This is a genomic window from Streptomyces sp. NPDC007025 (genome assembly GCF_042869455.1).
In the GTDB taxonomy this organism is placed as follows: domain Bacteria; phylum Actinomycetota; class Actinomycetes; order Streptomycetales; family Streptomycetaceae; genus Streptomyces.
The window spans coordinates 662,282-684,618 of sequence record NZ_JBIAFT010000001.1; the positions used below are offsets into that span (position 1 = coordinate 662,282).

Annotated in this window: 20 protein-coding genes and 1 pseudogene; 7 read left to right on the plus strand and 14 right to left on the minus strand. The window is 73.4% G+C overall.

What is annotated here, in order from left to right; all coding sequences use genetic code 11:
* The 5 genes from ACFYMO_RS02760 to ACFYMO_RS02780 form a co-directional block, all read right to left on the minus strand.
* Positions 1 to 1,122 (minus strand): aromatic ring-hydroxylating dioxygenase subunit alpha, encoded by a 1,122-nt coding sequence (locus ACFYMO_RS02760; protein ID WP_366770422.1) that lies wholly within the window; start codon positions 1,120 to 1,122, stop codon positions 1 to 3.
* Positions 1,119 to 2,318 (minus strand): N-methyl-L-tryptophan oxidase, encoded by a 1,200-nt coding sequence (gene solA, locus ACFYMO_RS02765; protein WP_366770421.1) that lies wholly within the window; start codon positions 2,316 to 2,318, stop codon positions 1,119 to 1,121. The genes ACFYMO_RS02760 and solA overlap by 4 nt, the downstream gene beginning before the upstream one ends.
* Before the next feature lie 194 nt (positions 2,319 to 2,512).
* Positions 2,513 to 5,050, minus strand: a complete 2,538-nt coding sequence (locus ACFYMO_RS02770) for an FAD-dependent oxidoreductase (RefSeq protein WP_388543649.1) — start codon at positions 5,048 to 5,050, stop codon at positions 2,513 to 2,515.
* The gene (locus ACFYMO_RS02775) at positions 5,047 to 6,135 is read right to left on the minus strand and encodes an S-(hydroxymethyl)mycothiol dehydrogenase (protein WP_388543651.1); all 1,089 of its coding nucleotides are present in this window, start codon (positions 6,133 to 6,135) and stop codon (positions 5,047 to 5,049) included. The genes ACFYMO_RS02770 and ACFYMO_RS02775 overlap by 4 nt, the downstream gene beginning before the upstream one ends.
* Positions 6,136 to 6,392: 257 nt before the next feature.
* Complete coding sequence (locus ACFYMO_RS02780) at positions 6,393 to 7,196, minus strand: IclR family transcriptional regulator (RefSeq protein WP_366770419.1); 804 nt, start codon at positions 7,194 to 7,196, stop codon at positions 6,393 to 6,395.
* A gap of 257 nt (positions 7,197 to 7,453) precedes the next feature.
* Between ACFYMO_RS02780 and ACFYMO_RS02785 the strand changes: the two genes are divergently transcribed.
* Together ACFYMO_RS02785 and ACFYMO_RS02790 are read left to right on the plus strand one after the other, a co-directional pair.
* Positions 7,454 to 7,816 carry a bifunctional 3-phenylpropionate/cinnamic acid dioxygenase ferredoxin subunit gene (locus ACFYMO_RS02785; RefSeq protein ID WP_019356368.1) on the plus strand — a complete coding sequence of 121 codons (363 nt, stop codon included), beginning with the start codon at positions 7,454 to 7,456 and terminating at the stop codon, positions 7,814 to 7,816.
* Positions 7,813 to 9,006: an FAD-dependent oxidoreductase gene (locus tag ACFYMO_RS02790; RefSeq protein WP_366770418.1), complete on the plus strand. Its 1,194-nt coding sequence runs from the start codon at positions 7,813 to 7,815 to the stop codon at positions 9,004 to 9,006. The genes ACFYMO_RS02785 and ACFYMO_RS02790 overlap by 4 nt, the downstream gene beginning before the upstream one ends.
* Positions 9,007 to 9,069: 63 nt before the next feature.
* Here ACFYMO_RS02790 and ACFYMO_RS02795 read toward each other — a convergent pair whose 3' ends face one another.
* On the minus strand, positions 9,070 to 9,744 hold the full coding sequence (locus tag ACFYMO_RS02795; RefSeq protein WP_019356370.1) for an AIM24 family protein: 675 nt from the start codon (positions 9,742 to 9,744) through the stop codon (positions 9,070 to 9,072).
* A 292-nt stretch (positions 9,745 to 10,036) separates the two neighbouring features.
* Between ACFYMO_RS02795 and ACFYMO_RS02800 the strand changes: the two genes are divergently transcribed.
* From ACFYMO_RS02800 to ACFYMO_RS02810, 3 genes are all read left to right on the plus strand, one after another.
* Entirely contained in the window at positions 10,037 to 10,228 is a 192-nt protein-coding gene (locus ACFYMO_RS02800) for a hypothetical protein (RefSeq protein WP_388543654.1), read from the plus strand.
* Positions 10,229 to 10,289: 61 nt separating this feature from the next.
* Positions 10,290 to 11,282 (plus strand): NAD(P)-dependent oxidoreductase, encoded by a 993-nt coding sequence (locus tag ACFYMO_RS02805; RefSeq protein WP_366770416.1) that lies wholly within the window; start codon positions 10,290 to 10,292, stop codon positions 11,280 to 11,282.
* 173 nt (positions 11,283 to 11,455) lie between these two features.
* A complete protein-coding gene (locus ACFYMO_RS02810) occupies positions 11,456 to 11,671 on the plus strand; it encodes a DUF2180 family protein (RefSeq protein WP_366770415.1) in 216 nt (71 codons plus the stop codon).
* Positions 11,672 to 11,696: 25 nt separating this feature from the next.
* Here the strand turns inward: ACFYMO_RS02810 and ACFYMO_RS02815 are convergent, their stop codons facing one another.
* Positions 11,697 to 12,458 (minus strand): VOC family protein, encoded by a 762-nt coding sequence (locus ACFYMO_RS02815; protein WP_366770414.1) that lies wholly within the window; start codon positions 12,456 to 12,458, stop codon positions 11,697 to 11,699.
* 252 nt (positions 12,459 to 12,710) lie between these two features.
* Between ACFYMO_RS02815 and ACFYMO_RS02820 the strand changes: the two genes are divergently transcribed.
* Together ACFYMO_RS02820 and ACFYMO_RS02825 are read left to right on the plus strand one after the other, a co-directional pair.
* Entirely contained in the window at positions 12,711 to 12,896 is a 186-nt protein-coding gene (locus ACFYMO_RS02820; RefSeq protein ID WP_366770413.1) for a DUF5133 domain-containing protein, read from the plus strand.
* Between the two features lie 74 nt (positions 12,897 to 12,970).
* Positions 12,971 to 13,510, plus strand: a pseudogene (locus ACFYMO_RS02825) (helix-turn-helix domain-containing protein); the annotation flags it as partial.
* A 95-nt stretch (positions 13,511 to 13,605) separates the two neighbouring features.
* On the opposite strand, the gene ACFYMO_RS02830 reads toward ACFYMO_RS02825, so the two are convergent.
* From ACFYMO_RS02830 to ACFYMO_RS02860, 7 genes are all read right to left on the minus strand, one after another.
* Positions 13,606 to 14,754, minus strand: coding sequence for an alcohol dehydrogenase catalytic domain-containing protein (locus ACFYMO_RS02830; RefSeq protein ID WP_388543657.1), 1,149 nt, complete (start codon positions 14,752 to 14,754; stop codon positions 13,606 to 13,608).
* Positions 14,751 to 15,062, minus strand: a complete 312-nt coding sequence (locus ACFYMO_RS02835; RefSeq protein WP_366770411.1) for an antibiotic biosynthesis monooxygenase family protein — start codon at positions 15,060 to 15,062, stop codon at positions 14,751 to 14,753. Before ACFYMO_RS02835 ends, ACFYMO_RS02830 begins: the two co-directional genes overlap by 4 nt.
* Positions 15,063 to 15,068: 6 nt before the next feature.
* Positions 15,069 to 15,698, minus strand: a complete 630-nt coding sequence (locus tag ACFYMO_RS02840) for a glycerol-3-phosphate responsive antiterminator (protein ID WP_366770410.1) — start codon at positions 15,696 to 15,698, stop codon at positions 15,069 to 15,071.
* Between the two features lie 18 nt (positions 15,699 to 15,716).
* The gene (locus tag ACFYMO_RS02845; protein WP_366770409.1) at positions 15,717 to 17,270 is read right to left on the minus strand and encodes an FAD-binding oxidoreductase; all 1,554 of its coding nucleotides are present in this window, start codon (positions 17,268 to 17,270) and stop codon (positions 15,717 to 15,719) included.
* Complete coding sequence (locus ACFYMO_RS02850; RefSeq protein ID WP_366770408.1) at positions 17,267 to 19,009, minus strand: glycerol-3-phosphate dehydrogenase/oxidase; 1,743 nt, start codon at positions 19,007 to 19,009, stop codon at positions 17,267 to 17,269. The genes ACFYMO_RS02845 and ACFYMO_RS02850 overlap by 4 nt, the downstream gene beginning before the upstream one ends.
* 236 nt (positions 19,010 to 19,245) lie before the next feature.
* On the minus strand, positions 19,246 to 20,775 hold the full coding sequence (locus ACFYMO_RS02855) for an FGGY family carbohydrate kinase (protein WP_366770407.1): 1,530 nt from the start codon (positions 20,773 to 20,775) through the stop codon (positions 19,246 to 19,248).
* The gene (locus tag ACFYMO_RS02860) at positions 20,772 to 22,283 is read right to left on the minus strand and encodes an MFS transporter (RefSeq protein ID WP_366770406.1); all 1,512 of its coding nucleotides are present in this window, start codon (positions 22,281 to 22,283) and stop codon (positions 20,772 to 20,774) included. Before ACFYMO_RS02860 ends, ACFYMO_RS02855 begins: the two co-directional genes overlap by 4 nt.
* Positions 22,284 to 22,337 lie beyond the last annotated feature (54 nt).

The following is a 22,337-nucleotide window of genomic DNA, read 5'->3' on the forward strand; positions in this document are numbered from 1 at the left end:
TCAGCCCGGGTCGGCGAGCTGCCCGGTCACCCAGGTGTGGAAGTCCCCGATGTGGTGCTCGCTGGGGACCAGCACCCCGCCCTTCCGGTAGGCGCGGGAGGCCATGGCGGGCTGGGTGCGTTCGCAGGCGTCGAAGTCCTGGAGGTTGACCCGGTGGAAGAGTTCCACGGAGTGCGAGACGTCCGCGCCGCTCGCGACCACCTCCGGCGCGTACAGCCAGTCGCACTCGACGACCGTGCGGTCCTGCGCCAGCGGGAACATCCGGTGCACGATCACATGGTCGGGCACCAGGTTGACGAACACCTGCGGCCGGATGGTGAGCGCGTAGTAGCGGCGGTCGTGCGTGTCCGGTACGCCCGGCAGCCGCGCGAAGCCGGCACCGCCGTCCACGGTGAACCCCGCGGCCCCGTCCGCGAACGCGGGCCCGTGCCCGGTGTAGTACTGGGCGGCGAATCCGTCGGCGAACTCGGGCAGCACCTCTGTCAGTTCGGGATGAATGGTGGCGCAGTGGTAGCACTCCATGAAGTTCTCGACGATCAGCTTCCAGTTGGCCGCGACGTCGTACCTGCGGCGGCGGCCCAGTGCCAGCGAGTCGATCCCGTAGTGCCCGATCACCTCGTCGCCGCCCAGCCGCTCGGCGACCCCGTCCATGACCGTCTCCTCGAACGACGGCGGCTCGGCGGCCAGGCACACCCACGCGTACCCCAGCCATTCGCGCAGCTCCACCGTGTGCAGTCCGTAGGAGGCGCGGTCCACGTCCGGCATCCGGGTCAGATTGGGCGCCGCCGTCAGCGCACCGTCCAGGTCGTAGGTCCAGGCGTGGTACGGGCACTGCAGGCTGCGCCGCACCTGGCCCTCCTGCTCCGTGCACAGCCGTGCCCCGCGGTGCCGGCACACGTTGAGGAAGGCCCGCAGCCCGCCCCGGCGGTTCCGGGTGATCAGCACGCTCTCCCGGCCCACCTGGACGGTGCGGTAGGCGCCGGGCTTGTCGAGGTCGGCCGAGCGGACCGCGCAGAACCACGCGGTCTCGAAGATGCGCTCCTGCTCGCGCCGGAAATTCTCCGGATCGGTGTAGCGGTCCCCTGGCAGGGTGGCCAGCAGGCTGCTGACAGCGGTCGTCATGGCGTGGTCTCTCCCTCGGGAGTGGCGAGGCGGCGATGCGGGGCCCGCAGGGCTTCCCTGCGCGCGTCGAACAGCGTGATCGGGTGCTCGGTGGTGCCGTTGAGTGCCAGGTCGGCGACGATCTCGCCGACCACGGGGACGAACTTGAAGCCGTGTCCGGAGAATCCGCAGGCGACCGTCACCGCCTCCGGGTGCAGCGGGTGCCGGGCCAGCACGAAGTGCTCGTCGGGAGTGGTGGTGTACATGCAGGTGACGGCCTTGCGCAGGGAGCCGGGCAGCTGGGGGAGGCGGGGCCGCAACTGTGCAGCCATGGCCGCGCTCTCCGCCTCGGTCACGGTGCGCTCGACGGTCTCCGGGTCGCACGGCGAGCCCTTGCGGAAGAAGGCTGCCTTCGCCCCGCCGTCCGGGCCCTCGATCGCGGGGAACCCGTAGATCTGCACCCCTTCGGCGTCCTCCCACACATAGACGGGGTGCCGCTCCGGCGCGAACGGCGCACTGCCGCCGCGCGGCCGGAACCAGTACATGACCTGCCGCTCGACGGTGAAGTGCGCACCGAGACCGGCCAGCAGGCCGGGCGCCCACGCGCCGGGGCACACCACCAGGTGCCCGGCGCTGTAGACGTCGTCCGTCGTGTGGACGCGTACGCCCCTGCCGCCCGGCAGCACCTCCCAGCGGGTGACCGGCTCCTCGAACCGCAGGTCGGCTCCGGCCTGCTGGGCGAGCTGGAGGTGCGCCGCGACGGTCGACTCGGGGCGGACGAATCCGGCGCGCGCCTCGTACAGCGCGACCTCGTCGTCCGCCGGTGTCAGGGTCGGGAAGCGGCGCCGCACCTCGGCGGCGTCCAGCATCTCGTGCGGGAGGTCCCACTGCCTGGCCGAGCGCAGGCTGCCGGAGACCGTGCGGCTCTCGGGACGGCCGACCATCACGCCGCCGCACAGCGTGGCGATGCTGCGGCCGGTGTCGTGCTCCAGCTTCGCGAAGAGCTCGTAGGAGCGCAGCAGCAGCGGGACGTAGGCGGGGTCCTCGAAGTAGGACTGCCGCACGATGCGGGAACCGCCGTGGCTGGAGCCGCGGTGGTGCGCGGGACCGAAGCGCTCCAGCCCCAGGACGCGGTGGCCGCGGGCGGCCAGGTGGTAGGCGGCGGCACTGCCCATGCCGCCGAGACCGAGGACGATGACATCGCGGGGATGCGGCATTGCGGGTCTCCTTCGGGTGCCGGGTTCCGCCCGTTCCCCGCACCGGGCCGGTTCCGGCCTCCCGGTGCCGCCACCGCACCCGGCACGAGGCATGCCTCGCCCGCGGCGCGGACGAACGGGGAGCGGAGCGGCAGCGGCGGGCCGGGGCCGGAGGGGCGGAGCCCTCGGCGCGGGGGCGGGCGGGACCGGGAGGGCTAGCGGCGGATCCGGGCCATCCCGGGGTCGAACAGGGGCTCGGCGGCGACCGTCGCCGCGACCTTGTCGCCGAAGTACTCGACGGCGACGGAGGTGCCCGGCACGGCAGTGCGGGCCGGCAGCCAGGCGTAGGCGACGCAGCGCCCCACGCTGTAGCCGTACGACGCGCTGGTCACATATCCGTCGACGACCCCGTCGACATGGACCGGCTCGCTGCCCATGACGACCGCGGCCGGATCGTCCAAGGTGAGGCACACCAGCTTCCGCTCCGGTGCGCTCCGCGCGGCCAGCGCGTCCCGCCCGAGGAAGTCGCCCTTGGCGGGGCGTACGGCGAAGCCGACACCGGCCTCCTCGGGGGTGTGTTCGGCGGTCATGTCGGCACCCCAGGCCCGGTACCCCTTCTCCAGTCGCAGGCTGTTGAAGGCGCTGCGGCCCGCCGCGACGACGCCGAGCCGCTGCCCGGCCTCCCAGAGGGTGTCCCACAGCCGCAGTCCGACATCGGCGTCCGCGTACAGCTCCCAGCCCAGCTCGCCCACGTAGCTCACCCGCAGCGCCGTCACCGGGACATGGCCCACGTAGGTCTCGCGCGCCTTGAAGTAGCCGAACGTCTCGTGGGAGAAGTCGGCGGGGGTCAGCGGCTGCACCAGCTCCCGGGCGAGCGGGCCCCACACCCCGATGCAGCAGGTGCCCGAGGTGATGTCCCGGATGTGGACGTCGTCCGGCGCGTGCCGGATGAGCCAGTCCAGGTCGGCCGGGGTGTTGGCGCCGAGCTGCCAGCGCTCGGGCCCCAGCCGCGCCGCGGTCAGGTCGCTGCGGATGCCGCCGCTGCCGTCCAGCAGCAGTGTGTAGGTGACCGACCCCGGGCGCTTCTTGAGGTTGTTGCTGGTCATCCACTGCAGGAAGGGGAGCGAACCGGGCCCGGTGACCTCCAGCCGCCGCAGCGGCGTCATGTCGTAGAGCGCGACCCGCTCGCGCGTCAGCTTCGCCTCGGCCGCGGCGATCGGCGACCAGTGCCGCGCCGACCACGGGTCGCGCTCGGGCGGACGCAGGCCGAGCTGTTCCACCAGCGGCGCGTTGGCCTCGTACCAGTGCGGGCGCTCCCAGCCGTCCGACTCCAGGAAGTGGGCGCCCAGTTCCTGCTGCCGCGGATGGAAGGGGCTGGTGCGCAGGGGGCGGCCCGTGGCGGGCGGCTGGAGCGGGTGGACCACGTCGTACACCTCGACGAAGCTGCGCTCCCCGCGCTCGCGCACATGGGCGGGGGAGCGCTGGGCCCGCTCGAAGCGGTGCGGGTCGCACTCGTGGGCGTCGACCGTCGTGCGGCCGTCGGTCATCAGTTCGGCCACGGCGCGCGCGGCGCCCGCTGAGTGCGTGACCCAGACGGCCTCGGCGAACCAGAAGCCGCGCACCGCGTCGGACTCGCCCAGCAGCGGCATCCCGTCCGGCGTGAAGGAGAAGACACCGTTGAAGCCCTTGTCGACCCGGGAGGCGGCCAGACCGGGCAGCAGCCGGCCGGTCTCCGTCCAGCTCGGCGCGAAGTCCTCCGCGGTGAAGGGCAGCGAGGACGGCATCTCGGGGGCCTGGTCGTAGGGCAGCACCGCGTACGGGTCGACGGGCAGCGGACGGTGCGCGTAGGTGCCGATGCCGATCCGGCCGTCACCGCCCGCCGGGTCGAGGTGCTCGCGGTAGTACAGGTCGTGGTCCTGGTGGCGCAGGATCGGCCGCACGGCCTCGTCGCCGCCGGTCCCGGCGCCGGTCAGCTCCGGCAGCGGCGCCGTGGTCGCGTACTGGTGCGCGAGCGGCAGCAGCGGTACCTCCACTCCGGCCATGGCGCCGATCACCGGGCCCCAGAATCCGGCGGCCGAGACCACGTGGTCGGCCGGGAAGGTGCCGCGGTCGGTGACGACGGCGGTGATCCTGCCCGCTTCCTTCTCCACCCCGGTGACCGTGTGCCGCTCCAGGAAGCGGGCCCCCCGCCGGGAGGCGCGCTCGATCTGCGCCTGGCAGGCGTCCACGGCGCGGGCCAGACCGTCACCGGGGGTGTGGAAGCCGCCGAGCACGGAGTCGGGGTCGAGCATGGGGAACAGCTCCGCGCACCGCGCGGGGCCGACCAGTTCGCCCTCCACGCCCCAGGCGGCCGCGAGTCCGGCCTTGCGGTACAGGTCCAACCTGCGGGCCTCGGTGGTGGCCACCTCCAGTCCGCCCACCGGCAGGAAGCAGGGACGCCCGGCCCGGCGCAGCCCGGTGAACTTCTCCACGGTGTAGCGCGCGTAGTGGGTGAGGGTCCGCGAGGGGCTGGTGCGGAACACCAGGCCGGGTGCGTGCGAGGTGGAGCCGCCGGGGGAGGCCAGCGGGCCCTGTTCGAGCACGGTGACGTCGCGCCAGCCGCGGGCCGTCAACTCGTCGGCCAGTGAGCAGCCGACGATTCCGGCACCGACGATGACGACGCGGGCGCTCCGGGAGCCGGTCTGCGGACCGGACGCCGGGGCGGAAGGGGCGGAGGGAGACCCGCGGGCGGGCTCCGGAGCAGGATTGTTCACAGGACCACCACCGATCGCAGCACCTTGCCGCGCTGCATCCGTTCGAAGGCGACCTCGACCTCGTCCAGCGCGATCGTCTCGGTGACGAAGGCGCCCAGGTCGAGCTTGCCGCTGAGATAGAGGTCGATCAGGACGGGGAAGTCCCGGCTGGGCAGGCAGTCCCCGTACCAGGACGAGGTGAGGGCGCCGCCCCGCGAGAAGAGCTCCTGGAACGGGAGTTCGATCGTCACGTCCGGAGCGGGGGCTCCGGCCAGGACGAGCACACCCGCCAGGTCCCGCATGGCGAACCCCTGCAGATAGGTCTCCGGTCGACCGACGGCCTCGACGACGAGGTCCGCACCGTGGCCCCCGGTCAGTTCACGGACGGCGGCGACGGGGTCGGTGCCGCGCGAGTTGACGCTGTGGGTGGCACCGAACCGGGTGGCGGTGTCCAGTTTGCCGTCGTCGATGTCGACGGCGATGACGCGGCGCGCCCCGGCCAGCGAGGCGGCCGCCACGGCCGCGTTGCCCACTCCGCCGCAGCCGATGACGGCCACGGTGTCGCCGTGTGCCACGCCTCCGGTGTGCACGGCGGCTCCCCAGCCGGCCATCACTCCGCAGCCGATGAGACCGGCTGCCTCGGGACGGGCGGCCGGGTCGACCTTCACGGCCTGGCCCGCGTCGACCAGTGTCTTGTCGGCGAACGCGCCGATGCCGAGCGCGGGGGTCAGCGGAGTGCCGTCCAGCAGCGTCATCGGCTGCCGGGCGTTGCGCGAGTCGAAGCAGTACCAGGGCCGCCCCTTGCGGCAGGAGCGGCAGCTTCCGCACGGTGCGCGCCAGGCGAGGACGACGAAGTCGCCGGGGCGCAGGTCGGTGACGCCGGGGCCCGTCGCTTCGACGACGCCCGCGGCCTCGTGGCCCAGCAGGAAGGGGAAGCCGTCGTTGTCGACGGCGCCCTCCCGGTAGTGCAGATCGGTGTGGCAGACACCGCATGCCTGGATCGAGACGAGGACTTCGCCCGGGCCGGGATCCGGTACCAGGACCGGCTGCACCTCGACCGGGGCGTCCTTCTTCATCGCGATGACAGCGCGGACCTCGTGTGGCATTCCCAGACCTCGCAGTTGTTGCGTAGTGCACGACTGGTTGCGCTATGGGAGACATAGTGAGAACGCCGAACCTCGCCCGTCAAGAGATGTGGATCAGCTGTTGATGACGAGGCGTCAGAAAAACGCGCTGCGGGTCCGGCCGGTGCCGGACCCGCAGTTATGGGAGGTCGGGGCGCTGCTGTAGTTGACGTCGCGTCAGAAAATGCCCCTTCTCGCGCGCGGTGCGGCGCCGCCCGCGCCGCCGCTCCCGCCGTCGGTCAGTAGGCGTAGCCCATCCGCCGGGAGAGGTCCTGCGCCGCCGCCATGGTGCGCTTGGCCACCTCCTGGAGCTGCTCCTCCTCCAGCCGGTAGGACGGCCCCGAGACGCTGATCGCGCCGATCACCTTGCCGTCGTGGGCGCGTACCGGCGCCGCCACCGCGTGCAGGCCGAGTTCCAGCTCGTCCCGTGCCATCGCGAAACCGGACGTGACCACCGCCTTCAGCTCCGCGCGCAGCTCCGCGGCGGAGACCACGGTCGACTCCGTCAGCCGCGGCAGCTTGCGCGAGAGCACGCTCTCCTGCACCGACTTGGGCTGGTGCGCCAGCAGCGCCTTGCCGCTGGAGGTGGCGTGCAGGGGGGTGCGTCTGCCCAGCCAGTTCTGCGCGGTGACCGACGACGAGCCACGGGCCTGCATGATGTTGACCGCCGCGTCGTCGTCCAGCACCGCGATGTTCGCCGTCTCCCCGGCCTCCTCGGCCAGCTCGCGGCAGACCGGCGCACCCTCCTGCGAGATGTCCAGCCGGGAGGCCGCGGCCCCGGCCAGCCGCAGCACACCCGGGCCCAGGTAGTACTTGCCCCGCTCCTGTTCCTGGGAGACCAGGCCCCTGGCCTCCAGGACGCCGAGCAGCCGGAACGCCGTCGACTTGTGGACCCCCAGCTCCTCCGCGATCTCCGTCACTCCCGCGTCGCTGTGCCGGGCCAGGATCTCCAGCACGCTCACCGCGCGGTCGACCGACTGGACCGAGGCGGCCGCGCCTCTGGACTGTTTACCGGTCCCGGTGTCCTCCGCTTTTCCACTCATCTGCTCAACGTCACCGCCTGCTGGCCTGGTTGTGGTTCCCGGGTGCCGGTGCGCGGACGCGCACCGTTCTTCCCGGAGGGCGTCGGCGAGTGCTTGACGTGAAGCCTCCCCGCTTGGATTCTGTTGCGCATCACGCTCCATCGTGCGCGATACGGAACTCGGATAGTAGCGAAGCGTCTGCCCCGCACCTCCCCGGACCTGCCGTACCGGGATCGGTCGAATCTGTCTACTCGAACGTGCTCGCGAGGTGAATCACAGTGATACCCGTCTGTCGCCTTGAGGACCTGCCCGCAGGTGAGTCCGTCCGTCTCGACCTCGAACCTCCCATCGCCGTCTTCAACGCCGACGGCGAGCTCTACGCCATCGACGACACCTGCACCCACCAGGACGCGTCCCTGGCCGAAGGCTGGCTCGAGGGCTGTCTGGTCGAATGCCCGCTGCACGCAGCTTCATTCGACCTGCGCACCGGCCGTCCCACCTGCCTCCCGGCCCGCAAGGCCGTGCGCACCCATCCGGTGAGCGTGCTGGACGGCACCGTGTGGGTACATGTCGAGTCCGCCCAGCCCGTACCCGCAACCGCACCGCACACCGCCGCAGCCGGACAAGGGAGTGCCGCATGAGGACCATCACCGTGATCGGCGCGTCCCTGGCAGGACTCCACGCCGCGCTGGCCCTGCGTACGCAGGGCTACGACGGCCGACTGGTGATCGTGGGCGAGGAGCACCACCGCCCCTACGACCGCCCGCCGCTCTCCAAGGAGTTCCTGACCGGGGCGCTGACCGCCGACCGCCTCTCGCTCGCCGACGCCGAGGAGATCGCCGAACTGGACGCCGACTGGCTGCTGGGCACCCGCGCCGAAGGCCTGGACCCGCCCTCCCGCACCGTCGCCCTCGCGGACGGCCGCAGGCTGTCCACCGACGGGGTCGTCCTGGCCACCGGCGCGGCCCCCCGCACCTTGCCGGGCGAGCCGCTGGCGGGGGTGCACGCCCTGCGCACCCTGGACGACGCCGCCGCACTCCGCGAGGAGCTGAGCCGGGGACAGGTGCGGGTCGTCGTCATCGGAGCCGGCTTCATCGGGGCCGAGGTCGCCTCCTCCTGCGCCACCCTCGGGCACAGCGTCACCGTGGTCGAGGCCGCCGCGCAGCCGCTGCTGCCCCAACTCGGCGCGGAGATGGCCGCGTTCTGCGCCGACCTGCACACCGACCACGGGGTCACCCTGCTCACCGGAACCGGTGTGCGCGCGCTGCACCCGGAGCCGGGGCGGTCGGCAGCGGCCCACGGCGGGCGCGGGCGCATCGGCTGGGTGGAGCTGGCCGACGGCAGGTTCCTGCCGGCCGACGTGGTGGTCGTCGGCATCGGCGTGCAGCCCGCCACCGGCTGGCTGGAGGGGTCCGGCCTGGTGCTGGACGACGGAGTGGTGTGCGACGCGGGCGGTGCCACTCCGGTGCCGGGCGTGGTGGCCGTGGGCGACGTGGCCCGTCGTGCCGGGCACCGGGCCGAGCACTGGACCAGTGCCATGGAGGCCCCCGCCGTCGCGGTGCGCAACCTGCTGGCCGGAGCAACGGTGGAGACCTACTCGGCCGTGCCGTACTTCTGGTCGGACCAGTACGGCGTCCGCCTCCAGCTCGCGGGCACCAGAAGCGCGGCCGACACCGTGCGGGTGGTGGAGGGCTCCCCGGAGGACCGCAGCTTCCTCGCGCGCTACGAACGCGACGGGACCACCACCGCGGTTCTCGCGGCCAACCGCCCCCGTCCCTTCACCCGGGCCCGCCGCGAGCTCAGCCGCGAGGGAGGGCTGGCCGCCGTCTGACCAGGAGCCGCCCTCCGGGCGGGCGGGGTGCGCACCGGCCCCGCCCGCTGCCCGCCGGGCGCGTCAGTTGCCGGCGGTGGCCGGCTGCTTCTCGCTGGGCCGCACGATGACGAAGCCCTCACCGTCCAGGCGCAGCTGCACCGCCTCGCCCGAACCGCCCCGGATCATCGAGCCGAAGCTCTGCGAGCGGTGCAGCGAGGTCTGCAGCTGGGCGCTCCAGCCCACCACCGCGTCGGTGTCCACGAACACCGGTGCCTGCTGCGAGACGGGGATGACGATCGGTGTGCCCTCGCAGATGACGCCGAGCCTGCCCTGGCCCGAGAAGACGCTGTTGAACAGCCCGCCGCCGGCCATTCCCGCGCCTTTGACCACGCCGATCTCGTAGTGCAGTCCGGCGTCGAAGACCAGCACGTTGCGGCCGTTGACGGTGAGCGAGTCGCCGGGCGCTATGTCGATGATGAAGCAGTTCTCCGCCTCGTGCGCGAACCATGCCTCGCCCTGTCCGCTGACCGACATCACGGCCAGCCCCTCGCCGGTGACCTGGCGCTTGAGGAAGTTGCCGACCCCCTGGCCCTTCTTCTCGAACTTCAGGTTCCCCCGGAAGGCCACCATCGCGCCCTGCCGCGCGTAGCACTCCCCGTTCACGGTGTACTTCACGCATTTGTCGTTCTGCAGCTCCATCCCCGCCGTCGGGCTGGGCTGCGCCATGTTCTTCGTCGCGAAGAGATCACTCTGCATGGCGCCATGTTCCCCCGGAATCCGCCGCTCCATCCAGACATGCCCGGCCGGCGGTTCCGCCGACCTGCACGGAAGCCGGCCGTCTTGCGGACTGCGGCGACGCGCTCGCGCCGCCGCCCGGCCAATCCGAGGGAGAACCTTGATTTGAGGGTTTCCGATCCGCCGCCGCCTCAACAGGAGCACTTACTTCCTCCAAAGTCCCCAGAGGAAGTTGAGTGAAACGATGGAAGGTGCCAGGGAGCGCGGCTCCCGGGGGCGCGTGCCCCGTGGCAGAGAGCGGAGGAGGTCCGACATGAAGTTCGTGCTCGAGGTGGACATCAGCGGCATGCGGGGCGAGGGGGAGGCGGTGGCCGAACTGGGCCGGGCACTGCGGTACTGGGGCGGCAACCTGCGCCACTACGCGCTGGAGCCGGGCGACGGGTCGGAGATCCACGACTCGCAGTACCGCCGGGTCGGAAGCTGGCACATCGCCGCGGGCTCGTGACCGGACGGCAGTAGCATCGCGGCCGGAACACGACCGGGCCGGACCGAGGAGAGGGAAACCGATGGCGATCGAGGGCGTGGATCCCTGGCGCATCGGACGGGAACTGGCGGGTGCCGCCGTCACCGTCGACCCCGGCCTGCCCGCGCCGGTGCGCGCGGGCGTCGGGGAACTCGTCCGGCGCCCGCTGGGCCCCGGAACCGGACCGCGGATCCATGTGGGCCCCACCCTGCCCGAACTCGGCCCCGGCGAGCGGCTGCTGTGGATGCACAGCAGCAACGCCGGGGTCGACGCGCTGCTGGCGGCGTCCGCCGCCTGGCCGCCTGGGACGCTGCTGACCCGCACGGTCGGGCGGATGGGGGAGCGGATCGGCCAGTACGTGCTGGCCTGGGTGCTGGCCGAGCTGCAGAACATCCCCGCCTTCCTGGACCAGCACTCCTCCCGCACCTGGAACCGGCTGCCCACGGAACTGGCCGACGGCACCCTCGCCGTAGTCCTCGGGACCGGCGGGATCGGTGCGGGGATCGCCGCCGCGCTCCGCCCCTGCGGGGTGCGCACCGTCGGGGTGGCCCGCACCGCGCGCCCGCTGCCCGGCTTCGACGAGGTCGTCGCGCTCGGGGCGCCGGACGGCTCCGACGCCCCGGACGGCTCCGGAGCGCCGTCGGCGGAGCTGGCCGCGGTCCTGGGCGCGGCCCGCTGGGTGGTCGACGCGCTGCCGCTCACCCCCGCCACGGCCGGACTCCTGGGCTCCGGATTCTTCGGCGCGATGGACGGCGCGACCTTCCTCAACGTGGGCCGGGGCGCGACGGTACGCACCGAGGCGCTCGGCCGGGCGCTGGAGGAGGGCCGGGTGGCGCACGCGGTGCTGGACGTCCTGCCGGAGGAGCCCGCCGGGCCCGGATCAGCGGCCTGGGAACTGCCCCGCACCACACTCACCTCCCACTCCGCCGGGCCCACCACCGCCGCCGACGTCCTCACCGATTTCCGCGCGGCGTGGCACGCGCTGAGTGCGGGCCGGCTTCCCGGCCTGGCCGTCCGCCTCGCACGGGGCTACTGACCCCGGGCCGGGGACACCGGCCCCGGCGCCCCCGGCGGGCGCCGGCGCCGATCGCACGGGTGCGCACCGCAGGCGGCATGCGCTGCGCCGAACGGCCGTACCGATGCGTACGGCGCCGCGCTGAGGGGAACTCGCGCACAGTCCGCCCTTACGGCTCCGAGAGAGGGGGCGTCATGCACTGCTACGACTGCTTCAAGGAGGGCACCGAGACCTCGGCCATCGCGGTCTGTGTCGACTGCGGGGCAGGTGTGTGCGACCGCCATATGCACAGCGACCCCGAGCCGGTGCGCCGGTCGATGAGCGTCGGCCAGGTCTGGTCCTCGCGCGACTCGCGCCGGATGATCTGCCTCGTCTGCCACGACGTGCTGCAGCAGAACCAGAAGGGCTGAGACCCCGGGTCTCCGGGCCCGGGCGTCAGGAGCCCAGCAGGCGGAAGAGGCCGCCGTCCGGGTCGCGGAGGGTGGCGACCCGACCGTGCGGAGCGTGCTGGACGGGTGAGACCACGGTGCCGCCCGTCCGCTCCGCGGCACCCAGTGCCGCGTCGATGTCGTAGGCGCGGAAGTACACGTCCCAGCGGGTGCGTACCTGGGGGTCGGAAGCAGCCTCGACGCCGCCTCCGCGGAGCCCGGCGACGGTCTCGCCGTCCACCAGGATGTGCACCTCGTCGCTCTGCTCCTCGTAACTCACCCCGTGGCTGGGGTTCTTCGTCCAGTCGAGCACGGCACCGTAGAAGAGCGCTGCGGCGAAGGCGTCGCCGGTGCGCAGCTCCAGCCAGGCCGGTGCGTGCCCCGCGCCGACCGCCCAGCCGCGCGGCAGCTCTCCCTGCCAGACGCCGAACGCCGCACCGTAGGGGTCGGCGGCCATGGCCGCCCGGCCCTCGCCGACCCGGAGCGGTCCCACGGCGACGGTGGCGCCCCGCTCGCGGACCCGTTCGCAGACGAGGTCGGCGTCGTCCACGGAGAAGAACACCGTCCAGCGGACCGGGAGCTGCCAGGAGACGGCTGCCTCGTTGAAGCCCGCCACCGGGTCGCCCTCCCTGGTGGCCGTGCGGAATCCGGGGCCCAGGGAGCTGTCGGTGAAGGACCAGCCCAGTACGGAGCCGTAGAAGTCCTCGGTGGTCTGCCGGTCCCGGACGGTCAGACTGACCCAGCAGGGCACTCCGGGTACGGAATCCATCACGTCACCTCAAGCCTCCTGCCGCTTCCCTTCGCACGTCGGCGGGCGTATTCCGTCCCCGGACGCCGGAGTGCCCACCAGGCCCGGGGGCAAACGGGCAGCGGGCGGGAGCGACAGCATCATGTCGGCTTTTACGTGTTTTGTCCGGCCTGTGTCGGGTACTGGCCCTGTGCACCGCTTTCTCGGCCCGCGGGCCGTGGGGTGCCGTGTTCCGTGCCGCCGAGCACCGCCGTGCGCCTCCGAGGAGTTGCCATGATCGCCCACCCCGACACCCTGCGAGAGCTGCTCAGCCGCTACGAGGCCCTCCGCGACCGGTCCGGGGACCGGCAGGAGCTGGACGATGTCTCGTACACGCTCTGCGTCTCCACGGGGACCCGCGACATCCACGACGCGGTGCGGGCGGCCCGGGCCCATATCGCGGGGGTCCGCGCGGCCTGAGCGGGGCGTGGCGGCGCGGCCGGGGTCACGCCGCGGGCGCGGGATCCGCCCGGGGCCCCTGCGCGGCGCGCAAGGCCGCCTTCCCGGACGTGCGCCTGGAGCCGGACGTGCTCTTCGTCGACGACGGTGACATCCTCACCGCCGCGGGCAGCGCGGCCGCGCTGGACCTGGGACTGCACGTGGTGCGCCGCGACCACGGCGCCGAAGTCGCCAACGCGGTGAGCCGCCGCCTGGTCTTCGCCGCGCACCGGGACGGCGGGCAGCGGCAGTTCGTCGAGCGGCCGCTGCCCGCCGTCCCGGAGGAGTCGCTGGCAGCTCTGCTGGCGTGGGCCCGGGAGCGGCTGGACCAGCCCCTCACCGTGGCCGATCTGGCGGCCCGGGAAGCGGTCAGCGCCGCCACTCTGCACCGCCGCTTCCGCGCCCAGCTCGGCACCACCCCGCTCGCCTGGCTGGTCGGCGAGCGGGTCGCACTGGCCTGCCGGCTGATCGAGCGCGGAGAGGAGCGGCTGGACGTCGTCGCCCGCGCGAGCGAGCTCGGCACCGCCGCGAACCTGCGCTCCCGGCTCCGCCGGGAGACCGAACTGAGCCCGTCGGCATACCGCAGGCGCTTCGGCCGGGTCGAACTCCCGGCCGCGTCCGGACGTGAACCGGCCCCGCGCGCGGTACGGACGAGGGCGAGGGGCCGGCCGCGGCGCGGCCGGCCCCGTTGTCATGCGGTCAGCAGCCCGGAGGTGTCCAGCACCTGCCGGATCGCGGTGCCGTCCGCCAGCGCTTCCAGCGACCGGTTGACATGCTCCGTCGCCAGCTCCACCGTCCCGGTGTGCAGCTCCTCCACCGGCAGCAGCCCGGCACGCCACAGCCCCAGGAAGCGCGGGATGTCGCGACTGGGCACCGCGTCGCCCATGTACGAGCCCAGCAGCGACTTCCCCTCGCCCGCGAAGGCCGCCGCCGGGACGGTGTCCAGCATCCTGCCGGGCCCGGGCAGCCCCACCGAGGCGACCTTCCCGCCGCGGCGCACCGTGGCCAGGCACGCCGCCGTCACCGCGGGGCTGCCCACCGCCTCGACGGCGACCTCGGCGCCGCCACCGGTCCACTCCGGTACCGCCTCGGCGGCCTCCTCGGGAGCGCACGCGTGGGTGGCGCCGAGGCGCAGCGCCAGCTCCCGCTTGGCCGGCACCGGGTCGACGGCGATCAGCGGCGCGGCTCCTGCCGCGCGGGCCCCCAGCACTGCCGAGAGGCCGACTCCGCCCAGCCCGTGCACCACCGCGGACTGCCCGGTCCGCAGGCCGGCCGTGTTCAGCACCGCACCCGCCCCCGTCAGCACCGCGCAGCCGAACAGCGCGGCGATCGAGAACGGTATGTCCGCCGGGATCGGCACCAGCGACTCCTGCGCCACCACCGCGTACTGCGCGAAGGCGGAGACACCGAGGTGGTGGTGGACGGTACGCCCGGCGGCGTCCCGCAGCAGCGGCGGTCCGTGCAGCAGCCCGCCCGAGCCGTTCGCCGTCGCTGCCGCCGCGCACAGCCCCGGCCGGCCTTCGGAGCACCGGGCGCACCACCCGCAGCTCGGCACGAACACCAGGGCCACGTGCTCGCCCGTCGCCACCCGGTCCACGCCGGGGCCGGTCTCCTCGACGACCCCGACGGCCTCGTGGCCCAGCGTCATCGGCAGCGGCCGCACCCGGTCGCCGTTGACGACCGACAGATCCGAGTGGCACAGCCCCGCGGCGGCCGTCCGGACCAGTACCTCGCCTTCCCGCGGAGCGCCCAGCTCCAGCTCTTCCACTTCGACGGGGCGGGTCGCACCGTAGGGGCGAGCCGTACTCACCTCGCGCAGCACGACCGCCCGGGTCCTCACGGCGCCATCTCCCCGAGCGGGGTCAGCCGCACCACATCCCTGGACTCCAGCAGCGGCACGATCCGCCCCGGCACCAGGTCCCGGAAGTGCGCGGTGGCGCAGTGCGCGGTGAAGTCGGCCTCGGTGGCGTACTCCTCGTACAGGACCACGGTGCGCGGGTCCTCGGTGCCCTGGTGCACCCGGTACCGCAGGTTTCCGGGCTCGCCGCGGGAGGCTGCGGCCAGCTCCGCGAGCAGCGCGAGGACCTCCTCCTCCCTGCCCGGACGGGTGCGGTAGCGGGCCACCACGACACAACTGCTCTCACTCATCGTTCATCAGCTCTCTGTGGGGGACGGCAGCCCGTCCCGGGTCAGGTGCCACAGCCGGGGGTCGGAGGTGGCAGCGGCGACGGCGCCCAGCTCCAGCGCCGCCGCGACGTCCTGCGGCGACTGCACGAATCCGGCGGCCACGTGCGGCGACATCGCGCGCAGCGCCGCGGGCTCCATCCGTGCCACGATCGGCGCGGGCATGACTTCCACAAGGTCGGGCAGGCCGCGGGCCACGGCGTCCAGGCTGCGGTTGAGGTTGGAGCGGTCGGTGACGAACACCTTCTGCATCGTCAGCAGCCCCAGCGGGCGGCCCTTCTCCACCAGCGAGAGGCGGGTGCTGACCACTCCGGCGGCGCCCATGTGCTTGAGGAATTCCAGCGCTCCCCGGTCCTGGGCGAGGCCGGGGGAGGAGTCGACGTTGACGAGGACCGTCTTGCCCGCCCGGCCCAGCGCCGGAACGACCTGCGGAAGCCTGCCCACCGGCACCGAGGCGAGGATGCACACGGTGGCGGGAGCGGTCAGGAAGTCCTTCAGATGCTGGACGCCGACCACCGAGGCGACAACGGGTACTTTCGCGAACGCGGCGGACAGCCGGCGGTCGGGCCTCGGGGCGCCGGACCGGGGGTGCACAGTCATGGTCTGCCTAGGCTCTCTTCAGCTCAGCGGGGAGGTACCGAAGCGGCTGGGGAGGCCCAGCTTTCCAGGATTGAGTATGCCGGTCGGATCCAGCGCCTCCTTCACCGCCGTGAACGCCGCGAACCCGGCACCGAGCGCCTCGGGCAGATAGGGGCCTCGCAACAGCCCGCAGCCGTGGTGGTGGCTGAGTGCGGCGCCGTGCCGCAGCAGCACCGCGTTGGCCGCGTCCCACACCGACCGGTACCAGGTGCGCCGCTCGGCCGGATCGACGTCCCCGCGCAGCGAGAAGTAGACGCAGGCGCCGTCGCCGTAGGCGTGCGACTGGTGCGCCGAGGCGGCCAGCGTGCCGGGCACCGACTCGATCGCGGCCACCACCTCGTCGTAGACGACCGGCAGATCCCTCCAGCTCGCGGCCATCTCCAGGGTGTCGGCGACGAAGCCGGGGGAGGCGGTGAAACCGTCGGAGGACTTGCCCACCAGCATCCGCTCGTCCAGCCACCGGGCGAAGACCGTCTCGCTGTCCAGTTCGGGCCCGTACTTCTCGCACACCGCCCGGCTGACGGCCAGCGTCGCGTCCACCAGTGTCGGATCGCCCTCGTCGGCGATCAGCAGCAGATTGGTGTCCGGGTGGCCGAAGTGGACGCCGCTCTCCAGCCGGTCGTAGAGGCGCAGCACGGCCGGGTTGGCGCCGCGCTGCAGGACGCGGCGGCAGGCCTCCAGCCCCTGGGCGAACGTCTCGAAGCCGAACGCGAGCGCCCTGGCGTACTCCGGCAGCGGATGCACCCGCAGCCGTACGGCGACGATGACGCCCAGCGTGCCCTCGGAGCCGACGAACAGCTGGCGCAGATCGGGGCCGGTGGCGGCGCGCGGGTAGTCGCCGTAGGTGGCGCGGGAGCCGTCCGCGTGGACCACGTCCACCCCGGTGACCATGTCCTCGATCTTCCCGTAGCGGGTGGAGAGCTGCCCAGCGCCCCGGCAGGCGACCCAGCCGCCCACCGTGGAGAGGGCGAACGCGGACGGCCAGTGCCCTGTCGTCACCCCGTACGACTCCTGCAGCTCCTTCTCGAACAGGTCACCGAACATCCCCGCCTCGACGTCCACGACCATCGACTCCCGGTCGACGGAGCGGATGCGGTCCAGGCCGCACAGGTCGAGCACCACCCCACCGAAGACCGGGAGCGCCGCACCGGTGACGTTGCTGCGCCCCGCCGAGGCCGTCACCGGGACGCCCGCCCGATGGCAGATCCGCAGCACGGCGGCCACCTGGTCGGCGTCGGCGGCCTCCACGACCACCGCGTCGGGCGTGGCCGGGCGGCCCTCCGTCTCCCCGATCATCGAACCGGCCCACCAGTCACGGGTACGGACGACCACCTCGGCGCGGCCCGTGTGCACGGCGCGCGCGGCGCTGCGCAGCTCTTCCACGACCTCCGCGGGCACCTCGACCGGAGCGTGCTGGAGCGCGGCGGGGCCCTCGCCGACCGGCGTGCGCTGCGCCCAATTCGCGGGGCTGGGGGCGCCCACGGTGTAGCGGCCCCGATTGAAGGGGTGGGTGACGGTCTGACGGCTGATCATGCGGTTGCTCCTTCGTGGGTGCCGGGCGTTCCGGTGGTTCCGGAGTCCCCGAACAGGACGGCTTTCTCGTGGCGGACGGCGTCGAGGTAGTCGGTGACCTGGCGCTGCACCTGCTGTGCGCTGAGGCCCAGTTCGCGGCCGAGCAGCGCACCGACGGCCGGTGCCGCCGCGGCCGAGGCATCGCGGGCGAAGAGCCTGGCCCGCAGCCTGCGGGAGAGCACGTCGTCCACCGAGCGCGCGAGTTCGGCGCGGGCGGCGTAGACGACCTCGGCGCGGGTGTGGGGCAGCCCGGCGACGACGGGTTCGGCCAGCGACGGATCCTCGGCGATCAGGTCGTGCACGAAACGCGCCTCGGTGCCGTAGCGCTCGCCCAGATGCGCGGCCAGCCCGCCGGAGGCGGCCACGGCTTCCGCGTCGTAGCCCGCGCCGCCGAGCAGCGGCAGCCGCACCGTGCGGCTCCTGGGTCCCCTGCCCCGGCCGGGGCGGCTCAGGGCGCCGCGGTCGCCGAGCACGCCGAGTACTCTGTTCACGACCAGCTCGCCCATGTGGCGGCTGGTGGTCAGTTTGCCGCCGGTGACGGTCACCATGCCGCTGGGCCCGACGGTGATGTGGTGGTCGCGGCTCATGTCGAGGGTGGCGCCCTGCTTGCCGCCGACCAGGGGGCGCAGCCCGCCGATGGAGCCGATCACGTCGTCGGGGGCCAGTTCGGCGTCGAACGCGGTCCGCGCCCCCTCCAGCAGGAATTCCATCTCCTCGCGGGTGCAGTGCACCTCCTCCGGCGAGCCCCGGTAGTCGGTGTCGGTCGTGCCCAGCACCACCGTGTCGCCCCAGCGGGTGCAGGTGGCGCGGCGGGCCCGGCCGGGGATCGGCACGGTGACGGTGCAGTCGATGCGCAGCTTGTGCCACGGCACCACGATGTGGACGCCCTTGGCGGGGCGGACCCGTGCCGTGTGGTCCGCCTCGGCCATGGCGTCGAGCCGGTCGCTCCACACCCCGGTGGCGTTGACGACGGCATGGGCACGGATGTCCACCTCCGCGCCGTCGACCGTGGCCTTGGCGCCGCAGGTCCTGCCCCCGCTGTTCAGCAGCGCGTCCACCCGGGCGCCGTTGAGGACGGCGGCCCCCAGCGAGGCGGCCGTGCGGGCCACGGTCAGGGTGAGGCGGGCGTCGTCGGCGCGGCTGTCGAAGTACATCAGGCCGCCCGTGAGGCTGTCGGCGCGCAGCGTCGGCGCGTGCGCCAGCACCTCGTCGGCGGTCAGTCGCTGGTGCAGCTTGCCGATGCGCCAGCCGCCGGCCAGGTCGTAGGTCCACAGCAGTCCTTCGAAGCCCTTGGCCAGCCGCGGATCGAAGACCCCCTCCCGCTCCAGGACGGGGAAGAGGAACGGCAGCCGGTGCACCAGGTGCGGCGCGTTGCGGCGGAAGCGGTGCCGCTCCAGCAGCGAGTGGCGGACGAGGGCGATGTTGCCCTGCTCGATGTAGCGCAGGCCGCCGTGCACCATCTTCGAGGACTTCGAGGAGGTGCCGGAGGCGAAGTCGTCCCGTTCCACCAGCGCGGTGCGCAGCCCGCGCGAGGCCGCGTCCAGCGCGGTGTAGGCCCCGGTGATGCCGCCGCCGACGACGAGCACGTCGAACTGCTCGTCCGCCAGCCGCCGGGTGGTCCGCTCCCGGTCGAGCAGCAGCGTCGAGCGGCGTGTCGCCCGTGCCGAGCGGCCCGGCTTGCGGGCAGGCATGGTGATCACAATCAACTCCAGGTAGTGCGGTACGGCGGCAGGTCGGCCGCCGCGGTCGTGCGTGCCGTGGTGCGGTCAGGGATGTGCGTAGGCGGAGGGCGGGCGCGGGCGGGGCGGGGTGTCCGCGACGGGTTCCGGCGCGGGTGGCCGGCCCGGCTCCGCTGGTGCGCGCCTTCCCGGGACGGGTCCGGCGGGTGGCCGTGCGGTACGGCGTGGTGCCAGCGCCCTTCGTGCCGTGGCGGGCGTCAGCCCAGCTGGGCCGCCGTCAGCTCCCGCCATGCGGCGCGCTGCTCCTCGCGCGCAGCGGGAGTGGCCCGCGGGCTGAAGACGCGGCCGCTCGGCTGTGCCTCCACGACCTCCTCCAGCGAGGACCAGAGCCCGGCGCCGACCCCCGCCAGGTACGCGCTGCCGCGCAGACTGGCCGTCGCCGACTCCGCCACCCGCTCCAGTTCCATGCCGACGAGATCGGCCAGGGTCTGCAGCAGGTGGTCGCTGCCCGCTACCCCGCCGCCGCAGCGCAGCCGCCGCAGCGGCGCGCCCATGGTGGCGGCCACTCCCTCGACCAGATCGCACACCGAGTGCGCGATGCCCTCCAGCACCGCCCGGGCGATGTCCGCCCGGGTGGTGGCCAGGCTGAGCCCGGTGAGTGCCCCGGTGGCCGCGGGCCGCCACACCGGGACGCGCACTCCGGCCAGGGCCGGGAAGAAGCGCGGGCCCTCCGGTGTCGGCGAGGCCGTGGCCGCCAGCTCGCCGATCTGCCGCGGGGTCTCGAACAGTCCCAGGTCGTCGCAGAGCCAGCGGAGCGCCGAGCCGGTCGCGGAGGTGTAGGCCTCCAGACTGAAGAGGGTGCGGTCGCCCTGCCGCCAGCCCGGCTGGGCCAGTACTCCGGCGATCCCGGGCCGGGGCAGTGCGGGTTCGGCGCCGGTCGTCACGTCGACGAAGGCTCCGGTGCCCAGCACGCACATGCCCGATCCGGCCTCCAGCCCGCCCAGCGCCAGCAGCGCGGCGTGCTGGTCGCCCATGGAGGCGGCGAGCGGCACACCGATCCCGAGCGTCCCGGCGTCGGTGCGGCCCAGGTCGGCGTCGTCGGCGCGCAGCTCGGGCAGCAGGTCCAGCGGGAAGCCCTGGTGGGCGATCCACTCGGTGTCCCAGGCGTGTTCGCGCAGCAGGTAGCCGCCGGTCGACCCGGCGTTGGAGGCGGTGGTGGCGTGGGTGGCGCCGCCGGTGAGTTGCCAGATCAGCCAGGTGTCGACGGTCCCGAACACCAGCCTCCCGGCCCGGTGCGCGGCGGCGATCTCGGGCCGCTCGGCGAGTTGGCGGGCGGCCCACAGGAAGGGCGCCCGCGAGCCGACCGGCCGTCCGGTGCGGGCCAGCAGCACCGGGTCCCACTCGGACTCGTAGGCGAGCAGGTCCTGGGCGTAGCGGCGGTCCTGCCAGACCACTGCGGGCAGCAGCGGCCGGCCCGTGACCCGGTCCCACAGGATCGCGGTCGCCCGCTGCGTGGTCAGTGCGGCAGCCGTGACGGTGACACCGGCGGCGGGGGCCGCGGCGAGTGCCTCCCGGCACACCTCCAGGGTGGCACTCCAGATCTCCGCCGGGTCCTGTTCGACGCGCAGCGGGTCGGGGTGGCTGACTGCGATCGGCCGGTAGCTGACGTGCTCGACCGAGCCGTCGTCGAGGACGAGGCCGGCCCGGGTGCCCGTGGTGCCCTCGTCGACGGTGAGGACGGCGGCGCGGGCCGTGGACCGGGTCCGGGAGGCGGTCGGCGTGCTCACGGCTGCCCCTCTCCCGCCCGGACCGGGCTCGGCGGGAGGGGGACCCCGGCGGGGCCGGCGGCCGGGGTGAGCTCGTCCGGGGAGGCCGCGGCCCGGGTCGGGTCCCACTTGACCAGCAGGCACGTCAGCATGCCCAGCAGCGGGACGGCGGAGAGCATCAGGAAGGTGTCGCCCAGCCCCATCGCCTCTTTGATCTGCGGGAAGAGGTACAGCCCGATGACCGAGCCGAAGCTGCCGATCATCCCCGTCACACCGGTGCCCAGGGCGCGCACGTCGCTGGTGTAGGAGAGCGCGGCGATGGACTTGCCGTTGGCGCCGGGACCGGCCGAGTGACAGAGGATGAAGCACACCGGCAGGCAGAACGCCACCACCAGCGGTGCCTTGCCGAAGGTCAGCCCCATCAGCAGCAGCGCTGCGCACACCCCGCCGAAGCCCCAGGCGGAACTCATCCGCAGGCCAAGTCTGCGTCCGAAGAACGCGGAGGCGAGTCCGCCCGCGATACCGACCGCGTTGAAGACCATCGAGCCGATCGTCGCCTTCTCGAAGCTCTCCCCGAAGATCGTCAGGCTGATGACCGGCAGATACCAGCCCACCGCGAAGTACTGCAGGGCCTGTGCCAGGGAGATCACCGACGACAGCACGGTGCGCGGCAGATAAGCGCCGCGGAACAGCACCCCGGCGTCCCGGAACCCCACGGTGCGCTGCCCGGTGCCCGGACCGGCGCCCGGTGCCGCGGCGGTGGCGGGTTCGGGCGCCGCGACGGTGGCGGTGAGCCCGTACATGCGGCGCAGGTTGCGCACCGCCTCCTCCAGCCGGCCCTTGCCGGCCAGCCACGCCGGACTCTCCACCAGGAAGGCCCACTGGAGGAGGAGCAGCACCGCCGCGATCACTCCGGCCGACCCCAGCGACCAGCGCCAGATGTCCTGGCCCACGTCCAAGTGGTAGAAGCCGAGCGCCAGCGCGAGATTGCCGGTGGTGGCCACGTACCAGACGGCCTGCCACAGGTTCAGCCGCCCGCTGCTGGCCTTGGGGGTGTACTCGGCGAGCAGCGCCATCGCGACGGCGAAGTCCACCCCGTAGGCGACGCCGACCAGGACGCGGCCCAGCCACACGGTCGTGAAGTCGCCGGAGAACGCGGCGAGCAGGGCGCCGGCGACGGCGAAGACCTTCGCGGCGAGCAGCGGGGGCACCCGGCCGATCCGGGTGGCCACCCAGCCGCCCACGGGGTTGAAGAGGATCGCCAGGAAGGGCGCTGTCGCGGTCAGTACGGAGATCTGGGTGCTGCTGAGGTGCATCTGGTCGGTCATCGGGCCGAGTCCCGCGCTCAGCGCTGCGTTGGCGTACGCGTCGAGGAACAGCCCGCCGAAGGCGAGATACCAGGAGAGCCGCGCGCGGCCGCTGACCACTTTCAGCCCGTCGATGAGCGCGACGATGTCGGCGACGCCGCTGACGCCGGGTGCGCCGCGGCTTCCGGCGCTGCCGGTGACACTCGGTGGTTGTGCCATCATTCCGCCTTTTCAGGAGGACCTGTCCGATGGCACAACGCGAGAAAATGCAGACAC

Bases quoted from the DNA above. Each gene is read 5' to 3' on its own strand.
- ACFYMO_RS02800 (WP_388543654.1), top strand. From the start codon at position 10,037: ATGAAGTTCGTGCTCGAGGTGGACATCAGCGGCATGCGGGGCGAGGGG.
- ACFYMO_RS02860 (WP_366770406.1), bottom strand. From the start codon at position 22,283: ATGATGGCACAACCACCGAGTGTCACCGGCAGCGCCGGAAGCCGCGGC.
- ACFYMO_RS02810 (WP_366770415.1), top strand. From the start codon at position 11,456: ATGCACTGCTACGACTGCTTCAAGGAGGGCACCGAGACCTCGGCCATC.
- ACFYMO_RS02775 (WP_388543651.1), bottom strand. From the start codon at position 6,135: ATGCCACACGAGGTCCGCGCTGTCATCGCGATGAAGAAGGACGCCCCG.
- ACFYMO_RS02760 (WP_366770422.1), bottom strand. From the start codon at position 1,122: ATGACGACCGCTGTCAGCAGCCTGCTGGCCACCCTGCCAGGGGACCGC.
- ACFYMO_RS02820 (WP_366770413.1), top strand. From the start codon at position 12,711: ATGATCGCCCACCCCGACACCCTGCGAGAGCTGCTCAGCCGCTACGAG.
- ACFYMO_RS02780 (WP_366770419.1), bottom strand. From the start codon at position 7,196: ATGAGTGGAAAAGCGGAGGACACCGGGACCGGTAAACAGTCCAGAGGC.
- ACFYMO_RS02835 (WP_366770411.1), bottom strand. From the start codon at position 15,062: ATGAGTGAGAGCAGTTGTGTCGTGGTGGCCCGCTACCGCACCCGTCCG.
- ACFYMO_RS02840 (WP_366770410.1), bottom strand. From the start codon at position 15,698: ATGACTGTGCACCCCCGGTCCGGCGCCCCGAGGCCCGACCGCCGGCTG.
- ACFYMO_RS02795 (WP_019356370.1), bottom strand. From the start codon at position 9,744: ATGCAGAGTGATCTCTTCGCGACGAAGAACATGGCGCAGCCCAGCCCG.
- ACFYMO_RS02845 (WP_366770409.1), bottom strand. From the start codon at position 17,270: ATGATCAGCCGTCAGACCGTCACCCACCCCTTCAATCGGGGCCGCTAC.
- ACFYMO_RS02805 (WP_366770416.1), top strand. From the start codon at position 10,290: ATGGCGATCGAGGGCGTGGATCCCTGGCGCATCGGACGGGAACTGGCG.
- ACFYMO_RS02815 (WP_366770414.1), bottom strand. From the start codon at position 12,458: ATGGATTCCGTACCCGGAGTGCCCTGCTGGGTCAGTCTGACCGTCCGG.
- solA (WP_366770421.1), bottom strand. From the start codon at position 2,318: ATGCCGCATCCCCGCGATGTCATCGTCCTCGGTCTCGGCGGCATGGGC.
- ACFYMO_RS02790 (WP_366770418.1), top strand. From the start codon at position 7,813: ATGAGGACCATCACCGTGATCGGCGCGTCCCTGGCAGGACTCCACGCC.